This window comes from Terrabacter sp. R4-6, from assembly GCF_057529065.1.
The window spans coordinates 622,305-646,374 of record NZ_CP197224.1 but is presented as its reverse complement, the minus strand read 5'-3'; the positions used below and the strand labels follow the sequence as shown (position 1 = coordinate 646,374).

Genomic DNA, 24,070 nt, shown 5'->3' with positions numbered 1-24,070 from the left:
CTCAGGGACATGAACCAGGGGTATGCCGCATCGTCCTCGAGCGCCAGCGCTCCCGTGCTCCTCGTCGTCGAGGACGACCCGACGATCAACCAAGCTGTCACCGATCGTCTTGTGGCAGAAGGCTTCCGGGTCGTCCAGGCCTTCGACGGGCCGGGTGCGGTAGCGGCCCACGGCGAGCACGCGCCGGACCTCGTCGTCCTCGACCTCATGTTGCCCGGCTTCGACGGGCTCGAGGTCTGCCGGCGCATCCAGGGGGAGCGCCCGGTGCCGGTCCTCATGCTCACGGCACGCGCGGACGAGACGGACCTCCTGGTCGGGCTCGGCGTCGGTGCCGACGACTACGTGACCAAGCCGTTCCGCATGCGCGAGGTCGTCGCCCGCATCCGCGCCCTGTTGCGTCGCGTCGAGCGGGCACGCGAGCTGGCCGCCGAGCAGCCGCCCGTGCTGTCGGTCGGCGACCTGACCGTCGACCGCGGCTCGCGCCGCGTCTCCGCCCGGGGGAGCGAGGTGCACCTGACGCCCCTCGAGTTCGACCTGCTGCTGGCCCTCGCCGCCGAGCCGGGCGCGGTGCGCGAGCGAGACGAGCTGATGCGCGAGGTGTGGGGCTGGGCGGACGCCGGCGGCACCCGCACCCTCGACAGCCACGTCAAGTCGCTGCGCGCCAAGATCGGCGCCGACCGCGTCCGCACCGTCCACGGCGTCGGCTACTCGCTCGAGGTGGGTCCGGCGGGCGACGAACCCGCCGACGAACCCGCCGACGAACCCGGTGGGGGCCGGCCGTGAACGCCGACCGCCCCCTCGACGGCATCCGCTCGATCAAGGCCAAGCTCGGCCTGCTCGTCGCCGTGAGCATCGTCGTCGCGTCCCTCGTGTCGGTCATCGGCGACCGCGCCGGGGTGCCCGGCTGGCTCACCCTCCCGGTGACGGTCGCCGCCGCGCTCGGGGTCACCCAGTGGCTGGCCCGCGGCATGACCTCACCGCTGCGCGAGATGACGACCGCGGCGTCGCGGATGGCGACCGGCGACTACTCGCAGCGCGTCACGGCGACGTCGGCCGACGAGGTCGGGGTGCTCGCCGACGCCTTCAACACCATGGCTGCCGACCTCGCCGGCGCCGACCAGCAGCGACGCCAGCTCGTCGCGACCGTCTCCCACGAGCTGCGCACGCCGCTCGCGGCCCAGCAGGCGCTGCTCGAGAACCTCGTCGACGGCGTCGTGCGCCCCGACGACGCCGTCCTGCGCACGGCGCTGGCCCAGGCCGAGCGACTCGGCACCCTCGTCGGCGACCTGCTCGACCTCAGCCGCGTCGACGGCGGACGGACCCCCCTCGCCCTGGCGGAGGTCGACGTCCGCGCCCTGGCCGAGGCGGCCGTGGCGGAGGCCGGCGTGTCCCGGCGCGGCACCGTGCACGTCGTCGAGATCCCCGCCGACCTGCGCGTCACCGCCGACGCGGCCCGTCTCGCCCAGGTGCTCGCCAACCTGCTCGACAACGCCGACCGGCACAGCCCGCCCGGAGGCCGCGTCACCGTGAGTGCGGGGCCCGACGGCCCGGACCGGTGGTGGCTCATGGTCGCCGACGAGGGGCCGGGCATCCCTCCCGAGCACGTCCACCGCATCTTCGACCGCTTCGGGTCGGGTGACGACGCCGGGGGAGGCACCGGCATCGGGCTCGCCATCGCGAGCTGGGTGTGCGAGCTGCACGGCGGGTCGATCTCCGCCGTGGCGCCCCGCGCGGGGGAGCACGGCGCCCGCCTCCGGGCCGTCCTGCCCCGGACCCCGGGACCCACGCCGTATGCCGCCGAGGGGGTCGCGGACGTCCCCTCCGGGCCGACGGGCCCGGTCGTCACGACCCACCCGACCGGCCCCGTGAGCCAGGCCGTCCCGACCGACTCGACCGACCCGACCGCGCCCGACCTCGAAAAGCCCACCGTGCCCGCACCTGTCCCCGCCGCGGCGGGACCCACCCCAGCCGGAGCGCCCGGCGCCCCGGGCGCCGATGCCCGCCCCACGGCATACTCCGGCGTGCCCGTCGGGGCACCCAAGCCCGTCGTCGACTCGCTCTTCGGCGATCTCTGGCCGGAGGCGGGTCTCGCACCGCAGGTGCGCCTGCTGCTGGTCTGCCTCGGGGTCGGGGTCCTGTCGGCCGTGCTGCTGCCCTACCGCGACATCGGGGTCGCGCTCTTCGGCGTGCTCCTCCTCGGGGGCGTCGTGCTGTGGCGCACGACGCGCCACCGCACCACCCGCTGGACGGCACTCAGCAGCGTGCTCTGCGTCGGTCTCGCCTCCTTCTCGGTGCTGCGGGCCGCCGAGTGGCTCACCGTCATCTCCGTCATGCTCGGGGTCCTCGTGCTGACGACGGCGCTGACCGACGCCAAGGGCTTCCTCTCGCTCGTCGCCGGACTCGCGTCCTGGCCCCTCGCCGCGGTCCGGGGGCTGCCGCTGCTCGGGCGCACCGTCTCCGCGACGAGCCGGATCAGCGTCGTGTGGCCGGTCGTGCGCACCGCCGCCATCTCGGTCGTGGCGCTCGTCGTCTTCGGCGGACTCTTCGCCTCGGGCGACGCCGTCTTCGGCTCGTGGGCGCAGGCGCTCGTGCCGCACTTCGCGTGGGACGGGCTGACCTTCCGCTTCTTCGTCGGGTTCGTCATGGGCGGAGCCCTGCTCGCTGCCGGCTACGTCGCCCTCAACCCGCCGCGCGTCGACCGCGTCGCCCTGCCGGAAGGGCGCCCCGTCGCTCGCCTCTGGGAGTGGGTCGTGCCCGTCGGTCTCGTCGTCGCCCTCTTCGCGGCGTTCGTCGTGGCGCAGGCCGCGGCGCTCTTCGGCGGGCACGACTACGTCCAGCGCACGACCGGGCTGACGTACGCCGAGTACGTCCACCAGGGCTTCGGCCAGCTGACGGTCGCCACGGTGCTCACTCTCGCGACCGTGGCGCTCGCCGTCCGCAAGGCGCCGCGCTCGACGGCCCGTGAGCGGCTCGTGCTGCGGGTCGCGCTCGGCGCGCTGTGCGCCCTGACGCTCGTCGTCGTCGCGTCGGCGCTGCACCGGATGGACCTCTACCAGCAGGCCTACGGCTTCACGCTCCTCCGGGTGCTCGTCGACGGTTTCGAGCTGTGGCTCGGCCTGCTCGTCGTGCTCGTCCTCGTCGCAGGGGTCCGGCTCTCGGGCTGGTGGCTGCCCCGGGCAGCGCTCGTCTCCGCCGTCGCCTTCGTGCTCGTCGGCGGCCTGGCCAACCCCGAGGCGTGGGTCGCGCAGCGCAACATCGACCGCTACCAGGCGACGGGCAAGCTCGACGCGGCCTACCTGCGGACGCTCGGAGCGGACGCCACCCCGGCGATCGTCGCGGGCCTGCCGCGCGACGTCTCGGCCTGCATCGTGCTCCCGTCGACGATCGCCGCACGTGCCGGGCGCGAGGACGCCCTGTCGTGGAACCTCGGCCGATCCCGGGAGGCGTCCGTCGACGTCGCGCCGATGACCCCCGCCGAGGCGGCCAGGTGCCCGGCCCTGATGTCGGGCGGTCCCAACCCCTGAGGCAGGATGGCCGGGTGCGCCGCGACATCGCCGAGCTGTTCGAGCTCGACCCGGCCCTGACCCACCTCAACCACGGTGCGTTCGGGGCCGTGCCCCGCTCGGTCCGGGAGGCGCAGGACCGCGCCCGCGCCCGCATCGAGACCGCGCCCATGCCGGCCTTCCGCGACGAGCTCCCCTCGGCGCTCGCCGGCTCCCGCGAGGCCGCGGCGGTCTTCCTCGGCGTGTCGGCCGGGTCGACCGCGCTCGTGCGCAACGTCACCGAGGCGGTCGGGGTGGTGCTCCAGGGTCTCGGGATCGGCCCCGGTGACGACGTCGTCGTCGGCAACCACGGCTACCTCACGGCCGGCTGGTCCGTCGAGGCGCGCGGCGGGACGCTGCGCTCCGCGGACGTCCCGGTCGACGGCGACCCGGACGACGTCGTGGCTGCCTTCGCGGCCGCCGTGACCGACCGCACCCGCCTCGTCGTCATCGACCAGATCACCTCGCCGACGGCCCTCGTCCTGCCCGTCGCCGAGGTGGCGGCGGCCGTCGCACCCGTCCCGGTCCTCGTCGACGCCGCCCACGTGCCCGGCGCCCTGCCGGACCTCGACGTCGAGGCGCTGGGCGTCGCGTTCTGGGCGGGCAACCTGCACAAGTGGGCCTACACGCCGCGCGCGGCCGCCGCGCTCTGGGTGGCCCCTGGGCGCCGCGAGGCGATGCGTCCTCTGGTCACCTCGTGGAGCCACGGGCTGCCCTTCCCCGAGCGCTTCGACCTGCAGGGCACCGTCGACCACTCGTCGTGGGTGGCCGTGCCCGACGGCCTCGCGGCCTGGGCAGCCCTCGGCGGGTGGGACCAGGTCCACCGCAACGCCGAGCTGCTCCTGCGCGGGGCCGAGCTCGTGCGGGACGCGCTCGGCACGGACAGCCCGCACGGCGGCATACCCTCCGCCCCGTGCCTGCGCCTCGTCGCGCTGCCCGACGGGGTGGCGACGACGACCGAGGACGCCGAGGCCCTGTGGCAGCGGTTGTACGCGGCCGGTTTCGTCGTGCCGCCCATCGCCTTCGAGGGGCGCGGCTACGTCCGGCTCGCGGCCGCGCCCTACAACGACGAGGACGACTACGCCCGCCTCGCGGCCGCGCTGCCGGGGCTGCTGACCGAGGTCCGCACCGGCTGAACCCGATGCGGCCGAAGTCCTCGGGATGTGGAAAGATCGACCGACCGCCGGAACGCTGCCCACGAGGAGGCCCTGCGCCATGACCGACGCCCAGACAACCCCCTTCCACCGGGTCCTTCTCAAGCTCTCCGGTGAGGTGTTCGGGGGCGGGAGCATCGGGCTCGACCCGGCCGTCGTCTCCGGCATCGCCAAGCAGATCGCCGACGCCGTCCGCGGGGGCGTCGAGGTCGCCGTCGTCATCGGCGGCGGCAACTTCTTCCGCGGCGCCGAGCTGCAGCAGCGCGGCATGGACCGCACGCGCGCCGACTACATGGGCATGCTCGGCACCGTCATGAACTGCCTCGCCCTGCAGGACTTCCTCGAGAAGGAGGGCATCGAGACGCGCGTGCAGTCCGCGATCGCGATGCAGCAGGTCGCCGAGCCGTACATCCCGCGCCGGGCCATCCGTCACCTCGAGAAGCACCGGGTCGTCATCTTCGGAGCGGGCGCCGGCATGCCGTTCTTCTCCACCGACACGGTCAGCGCCCAGCGCGCCCTCGAGATCAAGTGCGACGCCGTGCTCATCGCCAAGAACGGCGTCGACGGCGTCTACGACTCCGACCCGCGCACCAACCCCGACGCCAAGAAGCTCGAGACGGTCACGTTCCAGGACGCCATCGTCGAGGGGCTCAAGGTCGTCGACGCCGCGGCCTTCAGCCTCTGCATGGAGAACAAGCTGCCGATGGTCGTCTTCGGCATGGAAGGCGCGGGTAACATCACGCGCGCCCTGCTCGGTGAGAAGATCGGCACGCTGGTCACCAACGCCTGAGCGCTGCGGCGCCTGCCGCGCGCGAGCACGACCACCCGAACCACCTGTCACCCCGCAGCACCCCCGCAGCACCCCCGCAGCACCCCCGCAGCACCCACGAACGAGGGACGAGGAAGCCAGAGCCATGATCGAAGAGACGATGTTCGAGGCCGAGGAGAAGATGGACAAGGCCGTCGAGGTCCTCAAGGAGGACTTCGCCGGCATCCGCACCGGGCGCGCCAACCCGGGCCTGTTCAACAAGCTCACCGTCGAGTACTACGGCGCGCCGACGCCCCTGCAGCAGCTCGCCTCGTTCCAGAACCCCGAGCCGCGCACCATCCTCGTCATCCCGTTCGACAAGTCGGCGATGCACGAGATCGAGCGCGCCATCCGCGACTCCGACCTCGGCGTCAACCCGAGCAGCGACGGCAACCAGATCCGCTGCGTCATGCCCGAGCTGACCGAGGAGCGCCGCCGCGAGTACATCAAGCTCGCCAACCACAAGGCGGAGGAGGCGCGCGTCTCGGTGCGCAACATCCGTCGCAAGGCCAAGACCGACCTCGACAGGCTCGTCAAGGACGGCGAGGTCGGCGAGGACGACGGCTCGCGTGCCGAGAAGGAGCTCGACGGCCTGACCAAGAAGCACACCGACCTCGTCGACGGGCTCGTCAAGGCCAAGGAGGCCGAGCTGCTCGAGGTGTGACCTCGATGCTCGACCGATGATGACGACTGACTCCCCGTCGGACCCCGTGGATCCCGCACCCGCGGCGCACGCCGGCGACGGCGGGGCCGGGCCGCTCGAGCCCGTCCCCTACGACCCTGCCCTCGACGAGCTCGCCGGCCTCCCCGCCGAGCAGGTCATCGAGAAGAAGCAGAGCCGCGCGGGCCGCAACCTGCCGGCGGCCATCGCGGTGGGCGTCGGGCTCGGCATCCTCATCGTCGCGACCCTGCTCATCCGCAAGGAGTCGTTCATCGTCCTCGTCGCGCTCGCCGTGGCCGTGGGCATCTGGGAGCTGCGGGCGGCGTTGCGGCACGCCGCGGTCCGGGCGCCGCTCGTGCCTCCGGTCGTCGGCATGGTCGTCATGCTGTGGGCCGCCTTCGTCCACGGTCCCGCCGGCCTCGTCGTCGCCTGGTCGCTGACGTGCCTCGCCGTCGTGCTCTGGCGCGGCACCGGGCGCCTCGACGGGGCAGGGCGCGACGTCCTCGGTGGCATCTTCATCGCCACCTACCCGACCTTCCTCGTCGGCTTCGCGATCCTGCTGCTCGCGCCCGCGGACGGCGTGGGCCGCCTCTTCGTCTTCCTCATCACGACCGTCTGCAGCGACGTCGGGGGGTATGCCGCGGGCGTCCTCTTCGGCAAGCACCCCATGGCCCCCACGATCAGCCCCAAGAAGTCGTGGGAGGGCTTCGCGGGCTCGGTGCTGCTCTGCATCGTCGCTGGCTCGCTCACCGTCCACTTCCTGCTCGACCACTCGTGGGTCATCGGGATCGCGCTCGGTGTCGGGGTGGCCGTCGCCGCGACGGTCGGTGACCTCATGGAGTCCCTCATCAAGCGCGACCTCGGCATCAAGGACATGTCCAACGTCCTGCCCGGCCACGGCGGCATCATGGACCGGCTCGACTCGCTCGTCGTCGTCGCCCCCATCGTCTGGGCCGTGCTGACGCTGCTCGCCGCCAAGCCGGGCTGACCGGGTGGCTGCGCCCCGGGCGTCCGGTGCCGTGACCGCGCCCTTCGACCAGAGCGGCCGGGTCGCGCTCGTGACGGGTGCCGGCAGCGCGACCGGCATCGGCTTCGCCACGGCGCTGATGCTCGGCCGGATGGGTGCGACCGTCGTGCTCGGTGCCACGACCGACCGGGTGCACGAGCGCGCGGCCGAGCTCCGTGGCGCGGGCGTGAGGGCCAGCGGCCACGTCGGCGACCTGACCCGGGAGCTCGCGGCCGAGGAGCTCGTCGAGGCCTGCCTCGCCGAGCACGGGCGCCTCGACGTCGTCGTCAACAACGCCGGCATGACGAGCGCGGCCGACCCCGACACGCTCGGCGGCGACCTGCCGGCCACCGACCCGTCGCGCTGGCACGGCTCGCTCGCCCGCAACCTCGACACCGCCTACCTCGTCACCCGGGCCGCACTGCCGCACCTGCGGGCGTCCGGGTCGGGCCGGGTCGTGCTCGTCAGCAGCGTCACCGGGGGCGTCATGGCCATGCGCGGCGAGGTCGCCTACGCGACGGCCAAGGCGGCGCTGGTCGGGCTCGCACGGGCCCTCGCCGTCGACGAGGGAGTGCACGGCACCACGGTCAACGCCGTCGCCCCGGGCTGGGTCGCCACCGGCTCGCAGACCGACGACGAGGCACGCGAGGGACGGGCGACGCCGCTCGGCCGCTCCGGCAGCGCCGACGAGGTGGCCGCGGCCATCGCCTTCCTCACCAGCCGAGAGGCGTCCTACGTCACGGGGCAGGTGCTCGTCGTCGACGGCGGCAACGCGGTCAGCGAGCAGCGCGCACCCCGGGCGTGACCGAGGCGTGGGCACCGGCTGCGGGAGGGCGGCATACGCCCTCGGTCGTGGTCGCCGCGCGCCCGACCCGCGTTTTGACTCCACCTGAGAGACTGGAGGGGAGATGACCGACACCCCAGCCCCCGCCTCCGAGTCCGCCGCTGCCCCAGCCCCGGAGCCTGCTTCCGCGCCTGCTTCCGCGCCTGCTTCCGAGACCGCCTCCGGGGCGGCGCCCGTCGCGCTGCCCGAGCCGACGACCGCCCGCCCCGTGCCGGGGCAGCTGACCTTCCAGGCACCCCGCCGCGGCAAGCCGCCGCGGCACCTCGCCGACTTCACGCCGTCCGAGCGCAAGGAGGCCGTCGAGTCCCTGGGGCACAAGGGTTTCCGAGCCAAGCAGCTGTCGACGCACTACTTCGAGCGCCTCGAGGACGACCCCGAGCAGATGACCGACCTGCCGAAGGCCGTGCGGTCCGAGCTCGTCGCCGACCTGCTCCCGACCCTGCTGACGCCGATCGTGCAGCGCGTCGCCGACGACGGCCAGACGATGAAGTACGCCTGGCGACTGCACGACGGCGCGATCGTCGAGTCCGTGCTCATGCGCTACCCCAACCGCGTCACGATCTGCATCTCGAGCCAGGCTGGGTGCGGCATGAACTGTCCCTTCTGTGCCACGGGCCAGGCGGGCCTGACGCGCAACATGTCGGCCGGCGAGATCGTCGAGCAGGTCGTGTGGGCGGCCCGGGCGCTGCGACGCGGTGAGCTCGCCGGCGGCGGGGACGACGACCGTGAGGCGCCGCTGCGGGTCAGCAACGTCGTCTTCATGGGCATGGGCGAGGCGCTGGCCAACTACAAGGCCTCGATCGGCGCGATCCGCCGCCTCACCGACCCGGCGCCCGACGGCCTCGGCATGTCGGCCCGCGGCATCACGATGTCGACGGTCGGGCTCGTCCCCGGCATGGACAAGCTGACCGCCGAGGGCATCCCGGTCACCCTCGCGCTCTCGCTGCACGCCCCCGACGACGAGCTGCGCAACGAGCTCGTGCCGATCAACACCCGGTGGTCCGTCGACGAGGCGCTCGACGCCGCGTACCGCTACTTCGAGGCGACCGGGCGTCGGGTGTCCATCGAGTACGCCCTGATCCGCGACATCAACGACCAGGGCTGGCGCGCCGATCTGCTCGGCGAGAAGCTCAACCGGCGCGGCCGGGGATGGGTGCACGTCAACCCGATCCCGCTCAACCCGACGCCCGGGTCGAAGTGGACCGCGAGCCGGCCGGGCGTCGAGCAGAACTTCGTCGAGCGCCTGCGCGCCCACGGCATCCCGACGACGATCCGCGACACGCGGGGTCAGGACATCGACGGGGCCTGCGGGCAGCTCGCCGCCTCGACGGCCTGACACGCGTACGCTGGCGGGGTCGTGCCCCGCTCGGGCACTGGTGACGAGTCGCCGGGCAGAGCGCGGGGCGGCCCACCAGGAGGTCCTCGCATGGTCCAGCTCAGCCTCGGCGTCATGGCCCGGTCCCTCAAGGAGAACGAGCACCGGCTGCCGCTGCACCCCAAGCACGTCGACCGCATCCCCGAGGAGCTGCGCGGGCGGATCTTCCTCGAGACCGGCTACGGCGAGCGCCACGGCGTGTCCGACGACCAGCTCGAGCGCTACGTCGGCGGCTTCCTCAGCCGCGAGGAGCTCGTCGCGCAGTGCGACGTCGTCCTCGCGCCGAAGCCTCTGCTCAGCGACATCTCGGCCCTGCGGGTCGGTCAGGTGCTCTGGGGCTGGCCGCACTGCGTGCAGGACGCCGAGCTGACCCAGGTCGCCATCGACCGGGAGCTGACCCTCATCGCCTTCGAGGCGATGAACCACTGGAACAAGGACGGCTCGTTCAGCCTCCACGTCTTCCACAAGAACAACGAGCTCGCCGGCTACTGCTCGGTGCTGCACGCCCTCCAGATCGCGGGGATCACCGGCGACTACGGCCCCCAGCGGCGCGCCGTCGTCATCGGCTTCGGCGCCACGGCACGAGGGGCCGTCACCGCGCTCAAGGCCCTCGGGATCGGCGACGTCGACGTGCTGACCCACCGCCAGAAGGCGGCCGTGGCCTCGCCCATCCACTCGGCCCGGATCGTGCACTTCGACACCGACGACACGACGGCGCGCGTCAGCCACGCGGTCACGGAGGACGGCCCGGTCGCCCTGGGGGAATTCCTCGCCGAGCACGACATCGTCGTCAACTGCGTGCTCCAGGACACCGACGCCCCCATCACCTTCATGTCGGACGACGACCTCAAGCGGATGACGCCGGGCAGCATCGTCATCGACGTGTCGTGCGACGAGGGCATGGGGTTCAGCTGGGCCAGGCCGACGACCTTCACCGACCCGACCTTCCTCGTCGGTGACCACGTGCTCTACTACGCCGTCGACCACAGCCCGTCCTACCTCTGGGACGCCGCCACGTGGGAGATCAGCGAGGCGCTGCTGCCCTTCCTGCCGACGGTCATGGGCGGCCCCGAGGCCTGGGACGAGAACCCCACGGTCCGGCGTGCCATCGAGATCCGTGACGGCGAGATCCAGAACCCCGCGATCCTGTCGTTCCAAGGCCGTTCGTCGAAGCACCCGCACCTGCCGCTCGCAACCTGACCGGAGCCGCATCGACCCGGAAGGGAGGGGACGGCGTGCTCACTGCGCTGGCAGGGCAGCCGATCCTGCTCCTCGCGCTGCTCATGCTCGTCGGCACGATGCTCGGGCGGGTCCGGCTGGGGACCGTCGAGATCGGCCCGGCCGGAGTGCTCTTCGCCGCGATCGCGGTGTCGGCCATCGGCGTCGCGAACGGCGTGAAGCTCCAGATCCCCGAGAACGTCGGCACCCTCGGGCTCGTGCTCTTCACCTACACGGTCGGGGTCGTCTCGGGCCCGAGCTTCTTCGCCTCCCTGCGCCGAGGGTGGCCGGTGATGCTCTCGGTCGTGGCGACGATCGCCGTCGTCGCGGTCGCCGCCGTGCTGGTCGGCCGGGCCCTCGGGCTCACGTCGTCGGTCGTGGCCGGGGCCTTCACCGGCGCCCTCACCAACACCCCCGCGCTCGCCGCGGCGACCGAGCGGGCCGCGGACCCCGCCGGCCCGACGGTCGGCTACTCCATCGCGTACCTCTGGGGGGTCGTCGGGATGCTCCTCGCAGCGGCGTGGTCGCTGCGCCACCGCGGCAACGAGGCGCCGCCCAGCGAGCCTCTCGTGCACCAGACGATCCGGACGGAACGCGGCGCGGGCCTCTCCCTCGCCGAGGTCGAGAAGCGCTACGACCACAAGGTCACCTTCTCGAGGCTCAAGCACGGCCACCTCGCCAACCCCACGCTCGTCGCCGACGACGAGCTGCTGCTCGGCCCGACGACCTCGTGACGGTCGTCGGACCACGCGACCTCGTCGACCGGGTCACCCTCGAGCTCGGCCACCGCTCTTCGCACGACATCGTCGAGGAGCACGAGGACCTGGACTACCGCCGGGTGACGATCTCCAACGAGCGGGTCGCCGGCCGGTCGGTGGGCGAGATCGACCTCGAGAGCCGCTTCGGCGCCCACATCAGCCGGGTCCGGCGCGCGGACGTCGACCTCGTGGCGTCGCCGGCGCTCGTGCTGCAGATGGGGGACCGGGTGCGCGTCACGTCGCCGGTGACACGGATGCCGGAGGTGTCGGCCTTCCTCGGGGACTCCGACCGGGGGATGTCGGACATCAACCCGGTCGGCTTCGCCCTCGGGCTCTCCATCGGCCTGCTCGTCGGCATGGTCCACATCCCCCTGCCGGCGGCGGCTTCGCGCTGGGCGCCGCCGCCGGCACGCTGCTCACCGGACTCGTGTTCGGGCGGCTCGGCCGCATCGGTCCCGTCGTCACCTCGATGTCGAACGGCGCCGCCCAGTCCCTGTCCTACTTCGGCGTCATCACCTTCCTGGCGTATGCCGGCACCCGGGCCGGCGAGCGGATCGTCGGTGCGATCACGTCCGACGTGGGCTGGAAGGTCGCCGTGCTCGGTTTCGTCGTCACGACAGGAGCCGCCGTGCTGCTGCTCCTGGCCGGACGCCTCGTCCACCACATGGGCGGGACCCAGCACGCCGGCATGCTGGCCGGCGCGCAGACACAGCCGGCGATCCTGGCGTTCGCCAACGACCGCACCGGCTTCGACACCCGGGTGAGCCTGGGCTACGTGCTCGTCTACCCGGTGGCGATGATCGCCAAGATCGTCATCGTCCAGGTCCTCGCTGGGCTCGGCTGAGCCTCCGAGCCCTCCGAGCCCTCCGAGCCCTTCTAGCCCGAGCACCCCCTCGGCCGGTCAGGCCGGCTCGGCCCGGTAGGTGCGACGGTAGGCGAGCGGCGACAGGCCGACGGCGGCCGTGAGGTGCTGGCGCAGCGAGGCGCTCGTGCCGAAGCCCGCGGCGGCGGCGACCCGGTCGACCGGCAGGTCGGTCGTCTCGAGCAGGTGCCGGGCACGGTCGACGCGGGCCCGCGCGAGCCACGTCCCCGCCGTCTCGCCCGTCTCCTCGCGGAAGCGCCGGGTGAAGGTGCGCACGCTCGTCCCGGCGTGGCGGGCCAGGTCGGTCAGGCCGATCGGCTCGTCGAGGTGCTCGAGGGCCCACGTCCGCGTCGACCCGGTGCCGGCGTCCGAGGCGTGGGGGACGGGGCGCTCGATGAACTGGGCCTGACCGCCCGCCCGCCACGGGGCGACGACGGCGCCCCGGGCCACCCGGTTGGCGGCCTCGGTGCCGCGGTCGCTGCGGAGCACGTGCAGCAGCAGGTCGATGCCCGCGGCGTTGCCGGCCGAGGTGAGGACGTCGCCGTGGTCGACGTAGAGCACGGCCGGGGTGAGGTGGACGGCGGGGAAGTGGCGGCGGAAGAGGTCCTCGTAGACCCAGTGCGTCGTCGCCTCGCGTCCGTCGAGCTTGCCGAGGCCGGCGAGGACGAAGGCGCCGGTGCAGATCGAGAGCCAACGCGCATCGGGCCGGGCCGTGCCGGCGAGCGCGACGAGCTCTGCGGGCAGCTCGCCCTCCGTGACGATCGCGGTGTTCGTGATGCCCGGGACGATGATCGTGTCGGCCTGCGCGACAACGGAGTTCGGGTGGGTCGGCACGGCGGCGTAGCCGGCCGACGTCATGACGGGCCCGTCGTCGAGCGCGCACATCGACACCTCGTAGGGCGGGGGAGCGCCGGTGAGGCGGCCGGGCCAGCCGGGGTCGAGGGCGCTCGCGCTGAAGAAGCGGTGCGGCAGTCCGAGCTCGAACGCGACGACGCCGTCGAGGGCGAGGACGGCGACGCGGTGCGGTCGCGAGGGAGCGGCGGTCATGGCCAGATTCTTGCACATCGTGTCCTTCTGGCCACTCGTCGCGGCCGGGGCCGCTCCTGCAGAGTGGGTCCGTGAGCCTGACCGACCGCCGCGCCGACGTCCCCGACGACGCCACACCCGCGCCCGCCACCACACCGATCCGATCCGGTCACCGGGTCCACCCGGCCTGGTGGGTCGCCGTCGTCACCTTCCTGACGATCATCGGCTCGGCCGGCTTCCGCTCCACGCCGGGCGTGCTCATGACGCCGCTCCACGACGAGTTCGGCTGGCCGATGGGCGTCATCGGCGGTGCGGTGTCGGTCAACCTCGTCCTCTTCGGGCTGGCCGCGCCCTTCTCGGCGGCTCTCATGGAGCGCCTCGGCATCCAGCGCGTCGTCGCCGTCGCCCTCGTGCTCGTCAGCGTCGGCTCGCTGCTGCCCATCTGGATGACGGCCTCGTGGCAGCTCGTCCTGTGCTGGGGCATCGTCGTCGGCCTCGGCACGGGCGCCATGGCGATGAGCCTCGTCGCCACCGTCACGGGGCGCTGGTTCGTCGAGCGGCGCGGCCTCGTCACCGGCGTGCTCACGGCCGCCGGGGCCACCGGCCAGCTCGTCTTCCTTCCGGTCCTCGCCTGGCTGGCCGAGAACCACGGCTGGCGCACCGCCGCGATCGCCACCTCGGCAGCGGCCCTGACGGTCGTCCCGCTCGTGCTGTGGAAGCTGCACGACCACCCGAGCGTCCTCGGCATCACGGCCTACGGGGCACCCGAAGGCACCCCGGTCGGGCGCCCGCCCCGCCCGACCGGTCACCCGGCTCACCTGGCCCTGGCGACGCTGCGCGATGCGGCCCGCACCAAGGTGTTCTGGCTGCTCGCCGGCAGCTTCGCCGTGTGCGGCGCCTCGACGAACGGCCTCGTCGGCACGCACTTCATCCCGGCCGCGCACGACCACGGCATGCCGACGACGACCGCCGCCGGCCTCCTCGCCCTCGTCGGCGTCTTCGACATCGTCGGCACCGTCTTCTCGGGCTGGCTCACCGACCGGGTCGACCCGCGCATCCTGCTCGCGGCCTACTACACGCTCCGGGGCGGCTCCCTCTTCCTGCTTCCGGCGCTCTTCAGCGACTCGATGCACGTCAACATGCTCGCCTTCGTCCTCTTCTACGGCCTCGACTGGGTCGCGACGGTGCCCCCGACGATCGCCCTGTGCCGCAGTGCCTACGGCGAGCGTGCGCCGATCGTCTTCGGCTGGGTCTTCGCCTCGCACCAGATCGGGGCGGCCGCCGCGGCCCTCGGCGCGGGCCTCGTCCGCGACCAGCTCGGCACCTACGACCTCGCCTGGTACGTCGCGGGCGCCCTGTGTCTCGTGGCCGCCGTGATGTGCGTCGCGATCACGACCGCTCGTCTGTCAGATGCGTCACCTCGGCGCACCGACTCTGGCGCGCAGGCGCCACCGGCGGCACAGTGAGGCCATGAGCGACGGCGCTTCGACGGCATACGAACGCATCCACGACGACAGCCTGCGCGACCCCGAAGGGTTCTGGCGCAGGGCCGCCGAGGGCATCGACTGGGTGACGCCGCCGACGCGCATCCTCGACGACTCGCGGCCGCCGTTCTACCGGTGGTATCCCGACGCCGAGCTCAACGTCTGCTTCAACGCCGTCGACCGTCACGTCGCCGCCGGCCGTGGTGAGCAGGCCGCCATCCACTACGACTCGCCGGTCACCGGCACGAAGACCACGCTGACGTATGCCGCCCTGCTCGAGCGGGTGCGCGCGGTGGCCGGCGGGCTGCGCGGGCTGGGTGTCGCCAAGGGCGACCGTGTCGTCATCTACATGCCGATGGTCCCCGAGGCCGTCATCGCGATGCTCGCGTGCGCCCGCATCGGCGCCATCCACTCCGTCGTCTTCGGCGGCTTCGCGCCGCAGGAGCTCGCTGCCCGCATCGACGATGCTGCGCCGAAGGTCGTGCTCTCGGCGTCGTGCGGGGTCGAGCCGAGCCGGGTCGTGCCCTACAAGCCCTTCCTCGACGAGGCGATCAGGCGCTCGGAGCACCAGCCCGAGCACTGCGTCGTCCTCCAGCGCGAGCAGCTCGTCGCAGAGCTGGGGGAGCGCGACCTCGACTGGGCCGACCTCGAGTCGAGCGACGCGGCCCGCGAGGGCAGCGAGTGCGTCACCGTGGCGGCGACCGACCCGCTCTACATCCTCTACACCTCAGGCACGACCGGGAAACCGAAGGGCATCTACCGCGACAGCGGTGGCTACGCCGTCGCCCTGCGCTGGTCGATGGCCAACATCTACGACGTCGCCCCGGGAGAGACGATGTTCACCGCGAGCGACGTCGGCTGGGTCGTCGGGCACTCCTACATCGTCTACGCGCCCCTGCTGACGGGCGCCACGACCGTGCTCTACGAGGGCAAGCCGGTGGGCACCCCGGACGCCGGGGCGTTCTGGCGCGTCATCGCGGAGTACGGCGCCGTCTGCATGTTCACCGCTCCGACCGCCTTCCGCGCCATCAAGAAGGACGACTCGACGGCGTCGAAGGTCGCCGAGCACGACCTCTCGGGGTTCCGCGCGCTCTTCCTCGCGGGGGAGCGGCTCGACCCCGACACGTACGAGTGGGCCTCGGCAGCGCTCGGCAAGCCCGTCATCGACAACTGGTGGCAGACCGAGACGGGGTGGCCGATCGCCAGCAACCCCAAGGGGATCGGGCTGCTGCCGATCAAGGCAGGCTCACCCACCGTCGCCGTCCCCGGCTACGACGTGCGGGTGCTCGACGCCACGGGCGAGCAGGTCGAGCCGGGCATCGAGGGGGCGATCTGCATCAAGCTGCCGATGCCGCCCGGCACGCTGCCGACGCTCTGGGGCGACGACGACCGCTACGTCAGCTCGTACCTGTCGGCCTACCCCGGCTACTACCTCACCGGCGATGGCGGCTACCTCGACGAGGACGGCTACCTCTACGTCATGGGCCGCACCGACGACGTGCTCAACGTCGCGGGTCACCGCCTCTCGACCGGCTCGCTCGAGGCTGCCCTCGCGGGCCACGAGGCCGTTGCCGAGTGTGCGGTCATCGGCGTCCACGACGACCTCAAGGGCCAAGTGCCGCGTGCCCTCGTCGTGCTGAAGTCGGGCGTCGACGCAGAGGCCGACGGCGAGCGGATCAAGCGCGAGCTCGTCGCGCGGGTGCGTGCCGAGGTCGGGGCCGTGGCGGCGCTGCACCAGGTCGACATCGTGGCCGGCCTGCCGAAGACGCGGTCGGGCAAGATCCTGCGCAAGACGATGCGCGAGCTGGCCGACGGCAAGGCACCGGCCGTGCCCGCGACGATCGAGGACGCCTCGGTCCTCGAGACCCTGACGCCCGTCCTGCGCGGCCCATCGTCCTGAGGCCCCTCCTGCACCGAACGCAGCGTTCGGTCTCGAACTCACTGTTCCAACAGCGCGTTCGGCACCGAACGCTGCGTTCGGTCGGGGAGTCGGGGAGTCGGGGGGGTCGGGCGTCAGGAGTCAGGGAGTCGGGGCTGCCAGGAGGGGGAGGACCTCGTCGATCGAGTCGACGAGGTGGACGGCCTCCTCCATCGGGCGACCGGCGGCGATGGCGCGCAGGGCAGGCCAGACCGGCAGGCGCTCGGTCCAGTGCTCGCGCCCGACGAGGACGAGCGGGGGCAGCGGCGCCTCCTCGGGCGCGTAGTAGAGCGGCGTCACGGCCTGGAAGATCTCCTGCACGGTGCCGGCCGCGCCGTCGAGGACGACGATCCCGGCGTTCGACCGGGCGAGCAGGCCCTCCTCGCGGATCGCGTTGGAGAAGTACTTGGCGATGACGTCGCAGAAGACGTTGGGCGGCTCGTGACCGTAGAACCACGTCGGGATGCCGAGTGACCGGGCCGACGGGCCGAGCGTCTCGGACGGGGCCTGGGGCTCGTCGCCGACGACGACCCGCCGTGCCGCGAGGGCCGTCGTGGCCCACGCCGTCACGTCCGGCCGGAATCCCCGCACGTTCGCGATACGGCCCACGGTCTCCTCGACGGCTGCCACGCTCCGGCACAGCGCGCCGAGGTTGGCCGCCTCCATCGCACCGGGACCACCGCCGGTCGCGACGAGGTGCCCCTCCTCGGCGAGCGCGTGGCCCAGTCGCGCCGCGCCTGCGTATGCAGCCGAGTCCCGTTGCAGCGCATGGCCGCCCATGATCCCGATGACCGACCGACCCTGGACGAACTCGTCGAGCTCGTCGGTGACGGAGTCGTCGTGGATCGCGCGAACGAGCGTGGCGTACGCGTCGGTGCGCAACCGGGCGTCGACGAGCCACGCGTACGCCCTGGCATCGGGGGTCTCGGCGTAGCCGTGCTCGAGGCCCTCATAGAGGTCCGACGGGAAGTAGAGGCCGCGCCACGGGTCGACCGGGGCGTCGGCGATGCCCGGGAAGAGGATCGCGCCGCGGGTCAGCAGCACCTCTGCCACCGGGACCGGCACCGTGCCCCCGAGCACGACGAGCCCGGTCAGGTCGCCACGGGAGGCGAGCCGGTCGCCGTAGGTGGTGAGGTCGAGGTCCTGGAGCCGCAGTCCGCGCAGCGGCCCCTCGGAGGCGAGGTGGTCGTCCAGCTCGTCGAGCGTCTCGATCTCCATGCCCCCATCCTGCCCCGGGCGGATGGCCGAGGAGCGGACCCGGGCGACGTCGCGTCGTCGCCGGCTGGAAGGATCGCCGCCATGGTCGGCGTGCTCGAGGGATTCGCGACGATCGCGATCATCGTCGCGGTCGGCTGGCTGCTCGCCGACCGCCGGGTGCTCGACGACTCGGCGCAGGTCAACCTCTCGCGGCTCGCCTTCCACGTCGCCTCGCCCGCGCTGCTGCTCACCGTCATGCAGCGCACCTCGCTCGACGCCGTCCTCTCGGCCAACCTCGTGACGTCGCTCATCAGCTTCGCGATCATTGTCGGCGTCTACCTGCTCATCGCCCGGTTCCGTTGGGCGGGAGGCACGCTCGGGTCGCGACTCATCGGCAGCCTCTCGGCGGCCTACGTCAACGCGGGCAACCTCGGCATCCCGATCGCGCTCTACGTCCTCGGCGACGTCGCGTGGGTCGCGCCGACGCTGCTCATGCAGCTGCTCATCATCACGCCGGTCTACATGGCGCTCTTCGACAGCGACGCCCGCGGGGAGCGCCCGACTCTAGGCCGGAGCCTGCGCCGGATGTTCAGCAACCCGATCACCCTCGGCGCCGTGGCAGGCCTGCTCATCGCCGTCTTCGACATCGACCTGCCACGCGTCGTCGCAGCCCCCATCGACCTGCTCGGCGCGATGGCCGTCCCGTCGATGCTCGTCGCGTTCGGCATCTCGCTGCGACGCGGGCCGCGCCCGGCGACCGGGCGGGCTGCCGAGCACGTCTGGACGATCGTCGTCCTCAAGACCCTGCTCATGCCGGCCGTCGCGCTCGGCGTCGGCCTCGCGCTCGGACTGCGCGGCGAGGCGCTCTTCGCCGTCGTCGTGACCGCGGCCCTCCCGACGGCGCAGAACATCTTCACGTATGCCGTCCGGTACCGGCGCGAGGTCAACCTCGCCCGCGACGTCATCTTCGTCAGCACCTTCGCGTCGGTCCCGGTGATCCTCGGGATCGCCGCGCTCTTCCACTGGCTCGCCGGCGTCTGACCGCAGCCGGGCGCCCGAGCTCCCGTCGAGTGGCCCCGTCGTCACGCCCCGACGGCTCGCGTCCCCGTCGAGTGGCCCCGTCGTCACACCCTTCTGGCCCGTCCTGCGTACCACGCAGGGGTCAGGTGTGGCTCGTGTGACGACGGGGCCACTCGAGTGGTGTTGCGCGCTCCCTCGAGTGGTATTGCGCGCTCACTCGAGTGGGCGAGGTGGGGTCAGCCCCAGTTGGCGGCCTGCGTCAGGCAGAACGGGTGACCGCTCGGGTCGAGCAGCACGCGCCACGTCTCGCCCGGCTGCTCGTCGGGCAGCGTCGCGCCGGCAGCGACGCACTCCGCGGCCGCCGCGTCGAGGTCGTCGACGGCAAGGTCTAGGTGGAACTGCTTGGTGCCGTGCTCGTTCGGCCAGGCCGGTGGCTGGTGGTCGTCGACGAGGCCGAGGCCGAGGGCGAGGCCCCCGGGGCCGGTGAGCATGGCGTACTCGTCCTGGGCGTGCGCGACCTCCCAGCCGAGCACCGTCGACCAGAAGGTGGCGTCGCGGCGAGCGTCCGAGCTGTCGAGGGTGAGCATCTTGAGGTCGGCGATGGCCATCGGGGTCCCTTTCGTCGGTGACGGTGAGCGCCCAGCATCGCTCGTGCCGGCCGTCGCCGTCTTGGACGAACCCGACACCTGAGCAGACGGTCGGGCAGACGGACGCGGCGCCCGGTTCCGTGGCCCCGAACGAGTCGTGGACCACGGGAAACGAACGCCGCGCGACGATCCTGGCTACGGAGTGGCTCAGAAACCCCCGAAGTCGCCCCCGCCGCCGAAGTCGCCGAAGTCTCCTCCGCCGCCGAAGTCGCCGAAGTCCGAGCCGCCGGCATCCCCACCGGCATCCCCACTGGCGTCACCGCCCGCATCGCCCCCGGTGTCTCCGGTGTCTCCGGTGTCGCCGGCGTCGGCGCTCGCGTCGCCGGCCTCCTGCGCCTCGGGTGAGGACTCGTAGCCGCCGAGCATCATGTCGGCGAGGGCCGAGCCGACGACGACGCCCGCGATGGTGCCGAGCATCGAGCCGGCGATCATGCCGCCCATCCCCATGCCGCCGCCCATCCCGCCGCGGCCTCCGCCGCCGAAGGCGCCCTGGAGGTAGCCGGGCCGGCTCATCTCGGCGCGGGTCGCGCTGCGGGCGAGGTCGGCCGGCTGGTCGCTGCGCGGGCGCTCACCCTCGGGGAGGTCCTCGTTGAGGCGCTGGAGGACGATCTGGCGCTGCTCGGGCGAGAGCTTGGCGAAGGCCTCCGTGTGCACCTTCTCGATGTCCTCCGGCGGCGCGGTGCGCAGCAGGTACTTGTAGCGGGCGATGGCCCGCTCGTCCTCGGACGACGCGCCACCGCGCGGCGGCGGGACGGCATACGGCGCCCCTGTGGGCGGCTGCTGGGCCCGCTGCTGCTGCTGGAGGGGCTCACGGCCCAGGAGCTTGTCGAGGAATCCCATGTCTTCTCCTTCGTCGGCGGTGCGTCGGCGTCGCACTCGTCGGATACCTACCCCAACGAACGGCCCGTGCCAGCGTTCCGAGCCGTCCCGTGCGCCTGCGTGACCCGGACACGCACGAAGCCACCCGCTAACGGGTGGCTTCGTGGCCGGCGACACCCCCACGGCATACGCACGGAGTCGGGAAGGCTGGGGTCAGAGGTGGTTCTCGGCCTCCGTGAGCACCGAGCGCAGCCGCGACTCGATGTCGTCGAACTGCTCCGGGCCCATGATGAGCGGCGGCGCGAGCTGGATGACGGGGTCACCGCGGTCGTCGGCGCGGCAGTAGAGGCCCGCGTCGAAGAGCGCCTTGGAGAGGAAGCCACGCAGCAGTCGCTCGGACTCGGCGTCGTTGAAGGTCTCGCGGGTGGCCTTGTCCTTGACGAGCTCGATGCCGTAGAAGTAGCCGGCGCCGCGGACGTCACCGACGAGCGGCAGGTCGAGCAGCTTGTCGAGCGTCGCCTTGAAGATCGGGGCGTTCTGCTTGACCCGGTCGTTGAGACCCTCGCGCTCGAAGATGTCGAGGTTGGCCATCGCCACCGCGGCCGACACCGGGTGGCCACCGAAGGTGTAGCCGTGCGGGAAGTACGTCGTGCCGTGCTTGAACGGCTCGAAGAGGCGGTCGCTCGCGATCATCGCGCCGATGGGGGAGTAGCCGCTCGTCATGCCCTTGGCGCACGTGATGATGTCCGGCACGTAGCCGAAGTCGTCGCACGCGAACATCGAGCCGATGCGGCCGAAGCTGCAGATGACCTCGTCGGACACGAGGAGCACGTCGTACTCGTCGCAGATCTCGCGGACCCGCTCGAAGTAGCCGGCGGGCGGCGGGAAGCAGCCACCGGAGTTCTGCACCGGCTCGAGGAAGACGGCCGCCACGGTGTCGGGACCCTCGAACTCGATGGCCTCGGCGATGCGGTCGGCGGCCCAGCGGCCGAAGGCCTTCTCGTCGTCGCGCAGGTGCTCGGGGGCGCGGTAGAGGTTGGTGTTCGGGACCTTGTGCGCACCGGGCACGAGCGGCTCGAACATCTCCTTGGCCGCCGGGATGCCGGTGATCGACAGGGCGCCCTGCGGCGTGCCGTGGTAGGCGACGGCCCGCGAGATGACCTTGTGCTTGGTCGGCTTGCCGGTCAGCTTGAAGTACTGCTTGGCGAGCTTCCACGCGGTCTCGACGGCCTCACCGCCACCCGTCGTGAAGAAGACCCGGTTGAGGTCGCCGGGGGCGTGGCTCGCGAGCCGCTCGGCGAGCTCGATGGCCTTGGGGTGCGCGTAGCTCCACAGCGGGAAGAAGGCGAGCTCCTTGGCCTGCTTGGCCGCGGCCTCGGCGAGCTCCTCACGGCCGTGGCCGGCCTGGACGACGAAGAGGCCGGCGAGTCCGTCGATGTACTCGTTGCCGCGGTCGTCCCAGATCGTCCAGCCCTGGCCCTTGGTGATGATCGGCACGGTGTGGCCGAGGCCGCCCTCGGTCCGGTCCTCGAACACCGAGTGGCGCGTGAAGTGCATCCACAGGTGGTCGCGCGCGGCCTCGGAGTGGAGGGTGCCCATGGGCGTGCGGTGGTCCGAGGTGGGTTCCCAGACCTCGTTCGGGTTGATGCTCATCGTGTACCCCAGTTGTAGAGCTGTTTGTTGAGTTTCAGGTAGACGAACGTCTCGGTGGCCGTGACGCCCGGGAGCGGGCGGATGCGGGTCGTGAGCAGCTCGAGCAGGTGGGTGTCGTTCTCGCAGACGACCTCGGCAAGGACGTCGAAGCTCCCGGCCGTCGTGACGACGTAGGAGACCTCCTCCATCTCGGTCAGCGCGTCGGCGACCGACGTCATGTCTCCCGACACCCGCAGCCCGACCATCGCCTGGCGCTGGAACCCGACCTGCAGCGGGTCCGTCACCGCGACGATCTGCATGACGTCGGCGTCGAGGAGTCGCTGCACGCGCTGGCGCACCGCGGCCTCGGAGAGCCCGACCTCCTGGGCGATGGACGCGTAGGACTTGCGCCCGTCGTGCTGGAGCAGCTCGATGATGGTCTTGCTCACGTCGTCGAGATTGACCGAGGGTCTCTTGGCCCCGTTCCCCCCGGTGTTGGCCACACCTCGGATCGTCGTCATGCGCCGATACTGACCTGTGGAACACGCTGTTGGCAAGTCCCTGCACAACTGATTCCGAAGATTTATCTCGACAAGTCTTCACGATTGCGAAGGTATGTGTTTAGCATTCCCGCATGACTTCGCAGCCGCGCCAGCTCCGCAACTTCATCGGTGGCCAGTACGTCGACCCCGACGGCGACGCGACGACCGACATCGTCGACCCGTCCACCGCGCAGGTCGTGGCCACGGCCCCCGTCAGCGCCCAGGCGGACGTCGACCGGGCGTATGCCGCCGCGGCCACCGCGTTCGAGACGTGGGGTGACACGACCCCCGGCGAGCGGCAGGCCGCCCTGCTGAAGTTCGCCGACGCCATCGAGGCCCGGGCCGACGACTTCATCCGCCTCGAGGGCGAGAACACCGGCAAGCCGCACGCGCTGACGCAGAGCGAGGAGATCCCCCCGATGCTCGACCAGCTGCGCTTCTTCGCCGGTGCCGCCCGGGTGCTCGAGGGCAAGTCGGCGGGGGAGTACATGAAGGGCCACACGTCCTTCGTGCGTCGCGAGCCGATCGGCGTCGTCGGCCAGGTGACGCCGTGGAACTACCCGATGATGATGGCGATGTGGAAGATCGCCCCGGCGCTCGCCGCAGGCAACACCATCGTCCTCAAGCCCTCGGACACGACGCCCGAGACGACCCTGCTCCTCGCCGAGCTCGCCGCGGAGTTCCTGCCCGAGGGCACCTTCAACGTCATCACCGGTGACCGCGAGACCGGCCGCATGCTCGTGGAGCACCCCACGCCGGCCCTCGTCGCCATCACCGGCTCGGTGCGCGCCGGCATGCAGGTCGCCGAGAGCGCGTCGCGCGACCTCAAGCGCGTCCACCTCGAGCTCGGTGGCAAGGCGCCGGTCATCGTCTTCGACGACGCCGACATCGAGGCCGCCGTCGAGGGCATCGCCATCGGCGGCTACTTCAACGCCGGCCAGGACTGCACCGCCGCGACCCGCGTCCTCGCGGGCCCGCGCATCCACGACGACTTCGTCGCCGCGCTCGCCGAGTACGCCAGGGGCTCGGCCAAGGTCGGCATGCCGGACGACCCCGACGCCCTCTTCGGCCCCGTCAACAACCCCAACCAGGTCGCCCACGTCGGAGGCATGATCGACCGCCTGCCCGACCACGCCCGCATCGAGGCCGGTGGCCGCCGCGCCGAGGGCCTCGGCGAGGGCTACTTCTTCGAGCCCACCGTGCTCGCCGGCCTCCGTCAGGACGACGAGCAGATCCAGAACGAGATCTTCGGTCCGGTCATCACGGTGCAGCAGTTCACCGACGAGGCCGAGGCGCTCGCCTGGGCCAACGGTGTGCAGTACGGCCTCGCGTCGTCGGTGTGGACGCGGGACTTCGGCAAGGCCATGCGCATGAGCAAGCGGCTCGACTTCGGGTGCGTCTGGATCAACACCCACATCCCGGTCGTCGCCGAGATGCCGCACGGGGGTTTCAAGCACAGCGGCTACGGCAAGGACCTGTCCATGTACGGCCTCGAGGACTACACCCGCATCAAGCACGTCATGGCCAACATCGACTCCTGAGCCTCGCGCCGTCCAC

21 protein-coding genes and 1 pseudogene are annotated in these 24,070 nt (G+C 72.2%); 16 read left to right on the top strand and 6 right to left on the bottom strand.

Translation table 11 applies throughout. The features are described 5' to 3' along the window. The first annotated feature begins 9 nt into the window (after positions 1–9). The 12 genes and pseudogenes from ACSSS0_RS03045 to ACSSS0_RS02990 all read left to right on the top strand — a co-directional run bounded on the left by ACSSS0_RS03045 (position 10) and on the right by ACSSS0_RS02990 (position 12,210). The gene (locus ACSSS0_RS03045) at positions 10–783 is read left to right on the top strand and encodes a response regulator (protein ID WP_487230015.1); all 774 of its coding nucleotides are present in this window, start codon (positions 10–12) and stop codon (positions 781–783) included. After that, positions 780–3,524, top strand: a complete 2,745-nt coding sequence (locus ACSSS0_RS03040) for a DUF4153 domain-containing protein (protein WP_487230014.1) — start codon at positions 780–782, stop codon at positions 3,522–3,524. Before ACSSS0_RS03045 ends, ACSSS0_RS03040 begins: the two co-directional genes overlap by 4 nt. A gap of 14 nt (positions 3,525–3,538) precedes the next feature. Then, positions 3,539–4,678 (top strand): aminotransferase class V-fold PLP-dependent enzyme, encoded by a 1,140-nt coding sequence (locus tag ACSSS0_RS03035; RefSeq protein WP_487230013.1) that lies wholly within the window; start codon positions 3,539–3,541, stop codon positions 4,676–4,678. Between the two features lie 79 nt (positions 4,679–4,757). Further along, the gene (gene pyrH, locus ACSSS0_RS03030; protein ID WP_020142739.1) at positions 4,758–5,486 is read left to right on the top strand and encodes a UMP kinase; all 729 of its coding nucleotides are present in this window, start codon (positions 4,758–4,760) and stop codon (positions 5,484–5,486) included. A gap of 124 nt (positions 5,487–5,610) precedes the next feature. After that, entirely contained in the window at positions 5,611–6,168 is a 558-nt protein-coding gene (frr, locus tag ACSSS0_RS03025; protein WP_487230012.1) for a ribosome recycling factor, read from the top strand. A gap of 16 nt (positions 6,169–6,184) precedes the next feature. After that, positions 6,185–7,153 carry a phosphatidate cytidylyltransferase gene (locus tag ACSSS0_RS03020; RefSeq protein ID WP_435985378.1) on the top strand — a complete coding sequence of 323 codons (969 nt, stop codon included), beginning with the start codon at positions 6,185–6,187 and terminating at the stop codon, positions 7,151–7,153. A 4-nt stretch (positions 7,154–7,157) separates the two neighbouring features. Further along, a complete protein-coding gene (locus ACSSS0_RS03015; RefSeq protein WP_487230011.1) occupies positions 7,158–7,976 on the top strand; it encodes an SDR family NAD(P)-dependent oxidoreductase in 819 nt (272 codons plus the stop codon). Positions 7,977–8,079: 103 nt separating this feature from the next. Further along, the gene (gene rlmN, locus ACSSS0_RS03010) at positions 8,080–9,351 is read left to right on the top strand and encodes a dual-specificity RNA methyltransferase RlmN (RefSeq protein ID WP_487230010.1); all 1,272 of its coding nucleotides are present in this window, start codon (positions 8,080–8,082) and stop codon (positions 9,349–9,351) included. 90 nt (positions 9,352–9,441) lie between these two features. Then, the gene (locus ACSSS0_RS03005) at positions 9,442–10,590 is read left to right on the top strand and encodes a N(5)-(carboxyethyl)ornithine synthase (RefSeq protein ID WP_487230009.1); all 1,149 of its coding nucleotides are present in this window, start codon (positions 9,442–9,444) and stop codon (positions 10,588–10,590) included. A 35-nt stretch (positions 10,591–10,625) separates the two neighbouring features. Beyond that, entirely contained in the window at positions 10,626–11,342 is a 717-nt protein-coding gene (locus ACSSS0_RS03000) for an aspartate-alanine antiporter-like transporter (protein WP_487230008.1), read from the top strand. Next, positions 11,339–11,584: pseudogene (locus ACSSS0_RS02995) on the top strand (TrkA C-terminal domain-containing protein); the annotation flags it as partial. The gene ACSSS0_RS03000 and the pseudogene ACSSS0_RS02995, both read left to right, overlap by 4 nt. A 209-nt stretch (positions 11,585–11,793) precedes the next feature. Beyond that, a complete protein-coding gene (locus tag ACSSS0_RS02990; RefSeq protein WP_487230007.1) occupies positions 11,794–12,210 on the top strand; it encodes an aspartate-alanine antiporter-like transporter in 417 nt (138 codons plus the stop codon). 57 nt (positions 12,211–12,267) lie between these two features. On the opposite strand, the gene ACSSS0_RS02985 is transcribed toward ACSSS0_RS02990, so the two are convergent. Next, positions 12,268–13,275, bottom strand: a complete 1,008-nt coding sequence (locus ACSSS0_RS02985) for a GlxA family transcriptional regulator (protein WP_487230006.1) — start codon at positions 13,273–13,275, stop codon at positions 12,268–12,270. Between the two features lie 71 nt (positions 13,276–13,346). Between ACSSS0_RS02985 and ACSSS0_RS02980 the strand changes: the two genes are divergently transcribed. Together ACSSS0_RS02980 and ACSSS0_RS02975 are read left to right on the top strand one after the other, a co-directional pair. Next, the gene (locus ACSSS0_RS02980; protein ID WP_487230005.1) at positions 13,347–14,720 is read left to right on the top strand and encodes an MFS transporter; all 1,374 of its coding nucleotides are present in this window, start codon (positions 13,347–13,349) and stop codon (positions 14,718–14,720) included. A 4-nt stretch (positions 14,721–14,724) separates the two neighbouring features. Beyond that, positions 14,725–16,638 (top strand): propionyl-CoA synthetase, encoded by a 1,914-nt coding sequence (locus tag ACSSS0_RS02975; RefSeq protein ID WP_487230004.1) that lies wholly within the window; start codon positions 14,725–14,727, stop codon positions 16,636–16,638. A 120-nt stretch (positions 16,639–16,758) separates the two neighbouring features. Here the strand turns inward: ACSSS0_RS02975 and ACSSS0_RS02970 are convergent, their stop codons facing one another. Then, entirely contained in the window at positions 16,759–17,874 is a 1,116-nt protein-coding gene (locus ACSSS0_RS02970; protein ID WP_487230003.1) for an LOG family protein, read from the bottom strand. A gap of 81 nt (positions 17,875–17,955) precedes the next feature. Here ACSSS0_RS02970 and ACSSS0_RS02965 point away from each other — a divergent pair, with 81 nt between their 5' ends. Further along, on the top strand, positions 17,956–18,894 hold the full coding sequence (locus tag ACSSS0_RS02965) for an AEC family transporter (RefSeq protein WP_487230002.1): 939 nt from the start codon (positions 17,956–17,958) through the stop codon (positions 18,892–18,894). Between the two features lie 215 nt (positions 18,895–19,109). Here the strand turns inward: ACSSS0_RS02965 and ACSSS0_RS02960 are convergent, their stop codons facing one another. From ACSSS0_RS02960 to ACSSS0_RS02945, 4 genes are all read right to left on the bottom strand, one after another. Continuing rightward, a complete protein-coding gene (locus tag ACSSS0_RS02960) occupies positions 19,110–19,481 on the bottom strand; it encodes a VOC family protein (RefSeq protein ID WP_435985388.1) in 372 nt (123 codons plus the stop codon). A gap of 186 nt (positions 19,482–19,667) precedes the next feature. Continuing rightward, positions 19,668–20,360 carry a hypothetical protein gene (locus ACSSS0_RS02955; protein ID WP_487230001.1) on the bottom strand — a complete coding sequence of 231 codons (693 nt, stop codon included), beginning with the start codon at positions 20,358–20,360 and terminating at the stop codon, positions 19,668–19,670. A gap of 192 nt (positions 20,361–20,552) precedes the next feature. After that, entirely contained in the window at positions 20,553–21,938 is a 1,386-nt protein-coding gene (locus tag ACSSS0_RS02950; protein ID WP_487231179.1) for an aspartate aminotransferase family protein, read from the bottom strand. A 50-nt stretch (positions 21,939–21,988) separates the two neighbouring features. Continuing rightward, the gene (locus ACSSS0_RS02945; RefSeq protein WP_435985390.1) at positions 21,989–22,492 is read right to left on the bottom strand and encodes an Lrp/AsnC family transcriptional regulator; all 504 of its coding nucleotides are present in this window, start codon (positions 22,490–22,492) and stop codon (positions 21,989–21,991) included. A gap of 113 nt (positions 22,493–22,605) precedes the next feature. Between ACSSS0_RS02945 and ACSSS0_RS02940 the strand changes: the two genes are divergently transcribed. Then, on the top strand, positions 22,606–24,054 hold the full coding sequence (locus tag ACSSS0_RS02940) for a gamma-aminobutyraldehyde dehydrogenase (protein ID WP_487230000.1): 1,449 nt from the start codon (positions 22,606–22,608) through the stop codon (positions 24,052–24,054). Positions 24,055–24,070 lie beyond the last annotated feature (16 nt).

Bases quoted from the DNA above. Each gene is read 5' to 3' on its own strand.
- ACSSS0_RS03045 (WP_487230015.1), top strand. From the start codon at position 10: ATGAACCAGGGGTATGCCGCATCGTCCTCGAGCGCCAGCGCTCCCGTG.
- pyrH (WP_020142739.1), top strand. From the start codon at position 4,758: ATGACCGACGCCCAGACAACCCCCTTCCACCGGGTCCTTCTCAAGCTC.
- frr (WP_487230012.1), top strand. From the start codon at position 5,611: ATGATCGAAGAGACGATGTTCGAGGCCGAGGAGAAGATGGACAAGGCC.
- ACSSS0_RS03020 (WP_435985378.1), top strand. From the start codon at position 6,185: ATGATGACGACTGACTCCCCGTCGGACCCCGTGGATCCCGCACCCGCG.
- rlmN (WP_487230010.1), top strand. From the start codon at position 8,080: ATGACCGACACCCCAGCCCCCGCCTCCGAGTCCGCCGCTGCCCCAGCC.
- ACSSS0_RS03005 (WP_487230009.1), top strand. From the start codon at position 9,442: ATGGTCCAGCTCAGCCTCGGCGTCATGGCCCGGTCCCTCAAGGAGAAC.
- ACSSS0_RS02985 (WP_487230006.1), bottom strand. From the start codon at position 13,275: ATGACCGCCGCTCCCTCGCGACCGCACCGCGTCGCCGTCCTCGCCCTC.
- ACSSS0_RS02975 (WP_487230004.1), top strand. From the start codon at position 14,725: ATGAGCGACGGCGCTTCGACGGCATACGAACGCATCCACGACGACAGC.
- ACSSS0_RS02970 (WP_487230003.1), bottom strand. From the start codon at position 17,874: ATGGAGATCGAGACGCTCGACGAGCTGGACGACCACCTCGCCTCCGAG.
- ACSSS0_RS02965 (WP_487230002.1), top strand. From the start codon at position 17,956: ATGGTCGGCGTGCTCGAGGGATTCGCGACGATCGCGATCATCGTCGCG.
- ACSSS0_RS02960 (WP_435985388.1), bottom strand. From the start codon at position 19,481: ATGGCCATCGCCGACCTCAAGATGCTCACCCTCGACAGCTCGGACGCT.
- ACSSS0_RS02955 (WP_487230001.1), bottom strand. From the start codon at position 20,360: ATGGGATTCCTCGACAAGCTCCTGGGCCGTGAGCCCCTCCAGCAGCAG.
- ACSSS0_RS02950 (WP_487231179.1), bottom strand. From the start codon at position 21,938: ATGGGCACCCTCCACTCCGAGGCCGCGCGCGACCACCTGTGGATGCAC.
- ACSSS0_RS02945 (WP_435985390.1), bottom strand. From the start codon at position 22,492: ATGACGACGATCCGAGGTGTGGCCAACACCGGGGGGAACGGGGCCAAG.
- ACSSS0_RS02940 (WP_487230000.1), top strand. From the start codon at position 22,606: ATGACTTCGCAGCCGCGCCAGCTCCGCAACTTCATCGGTGGCCAGTAC.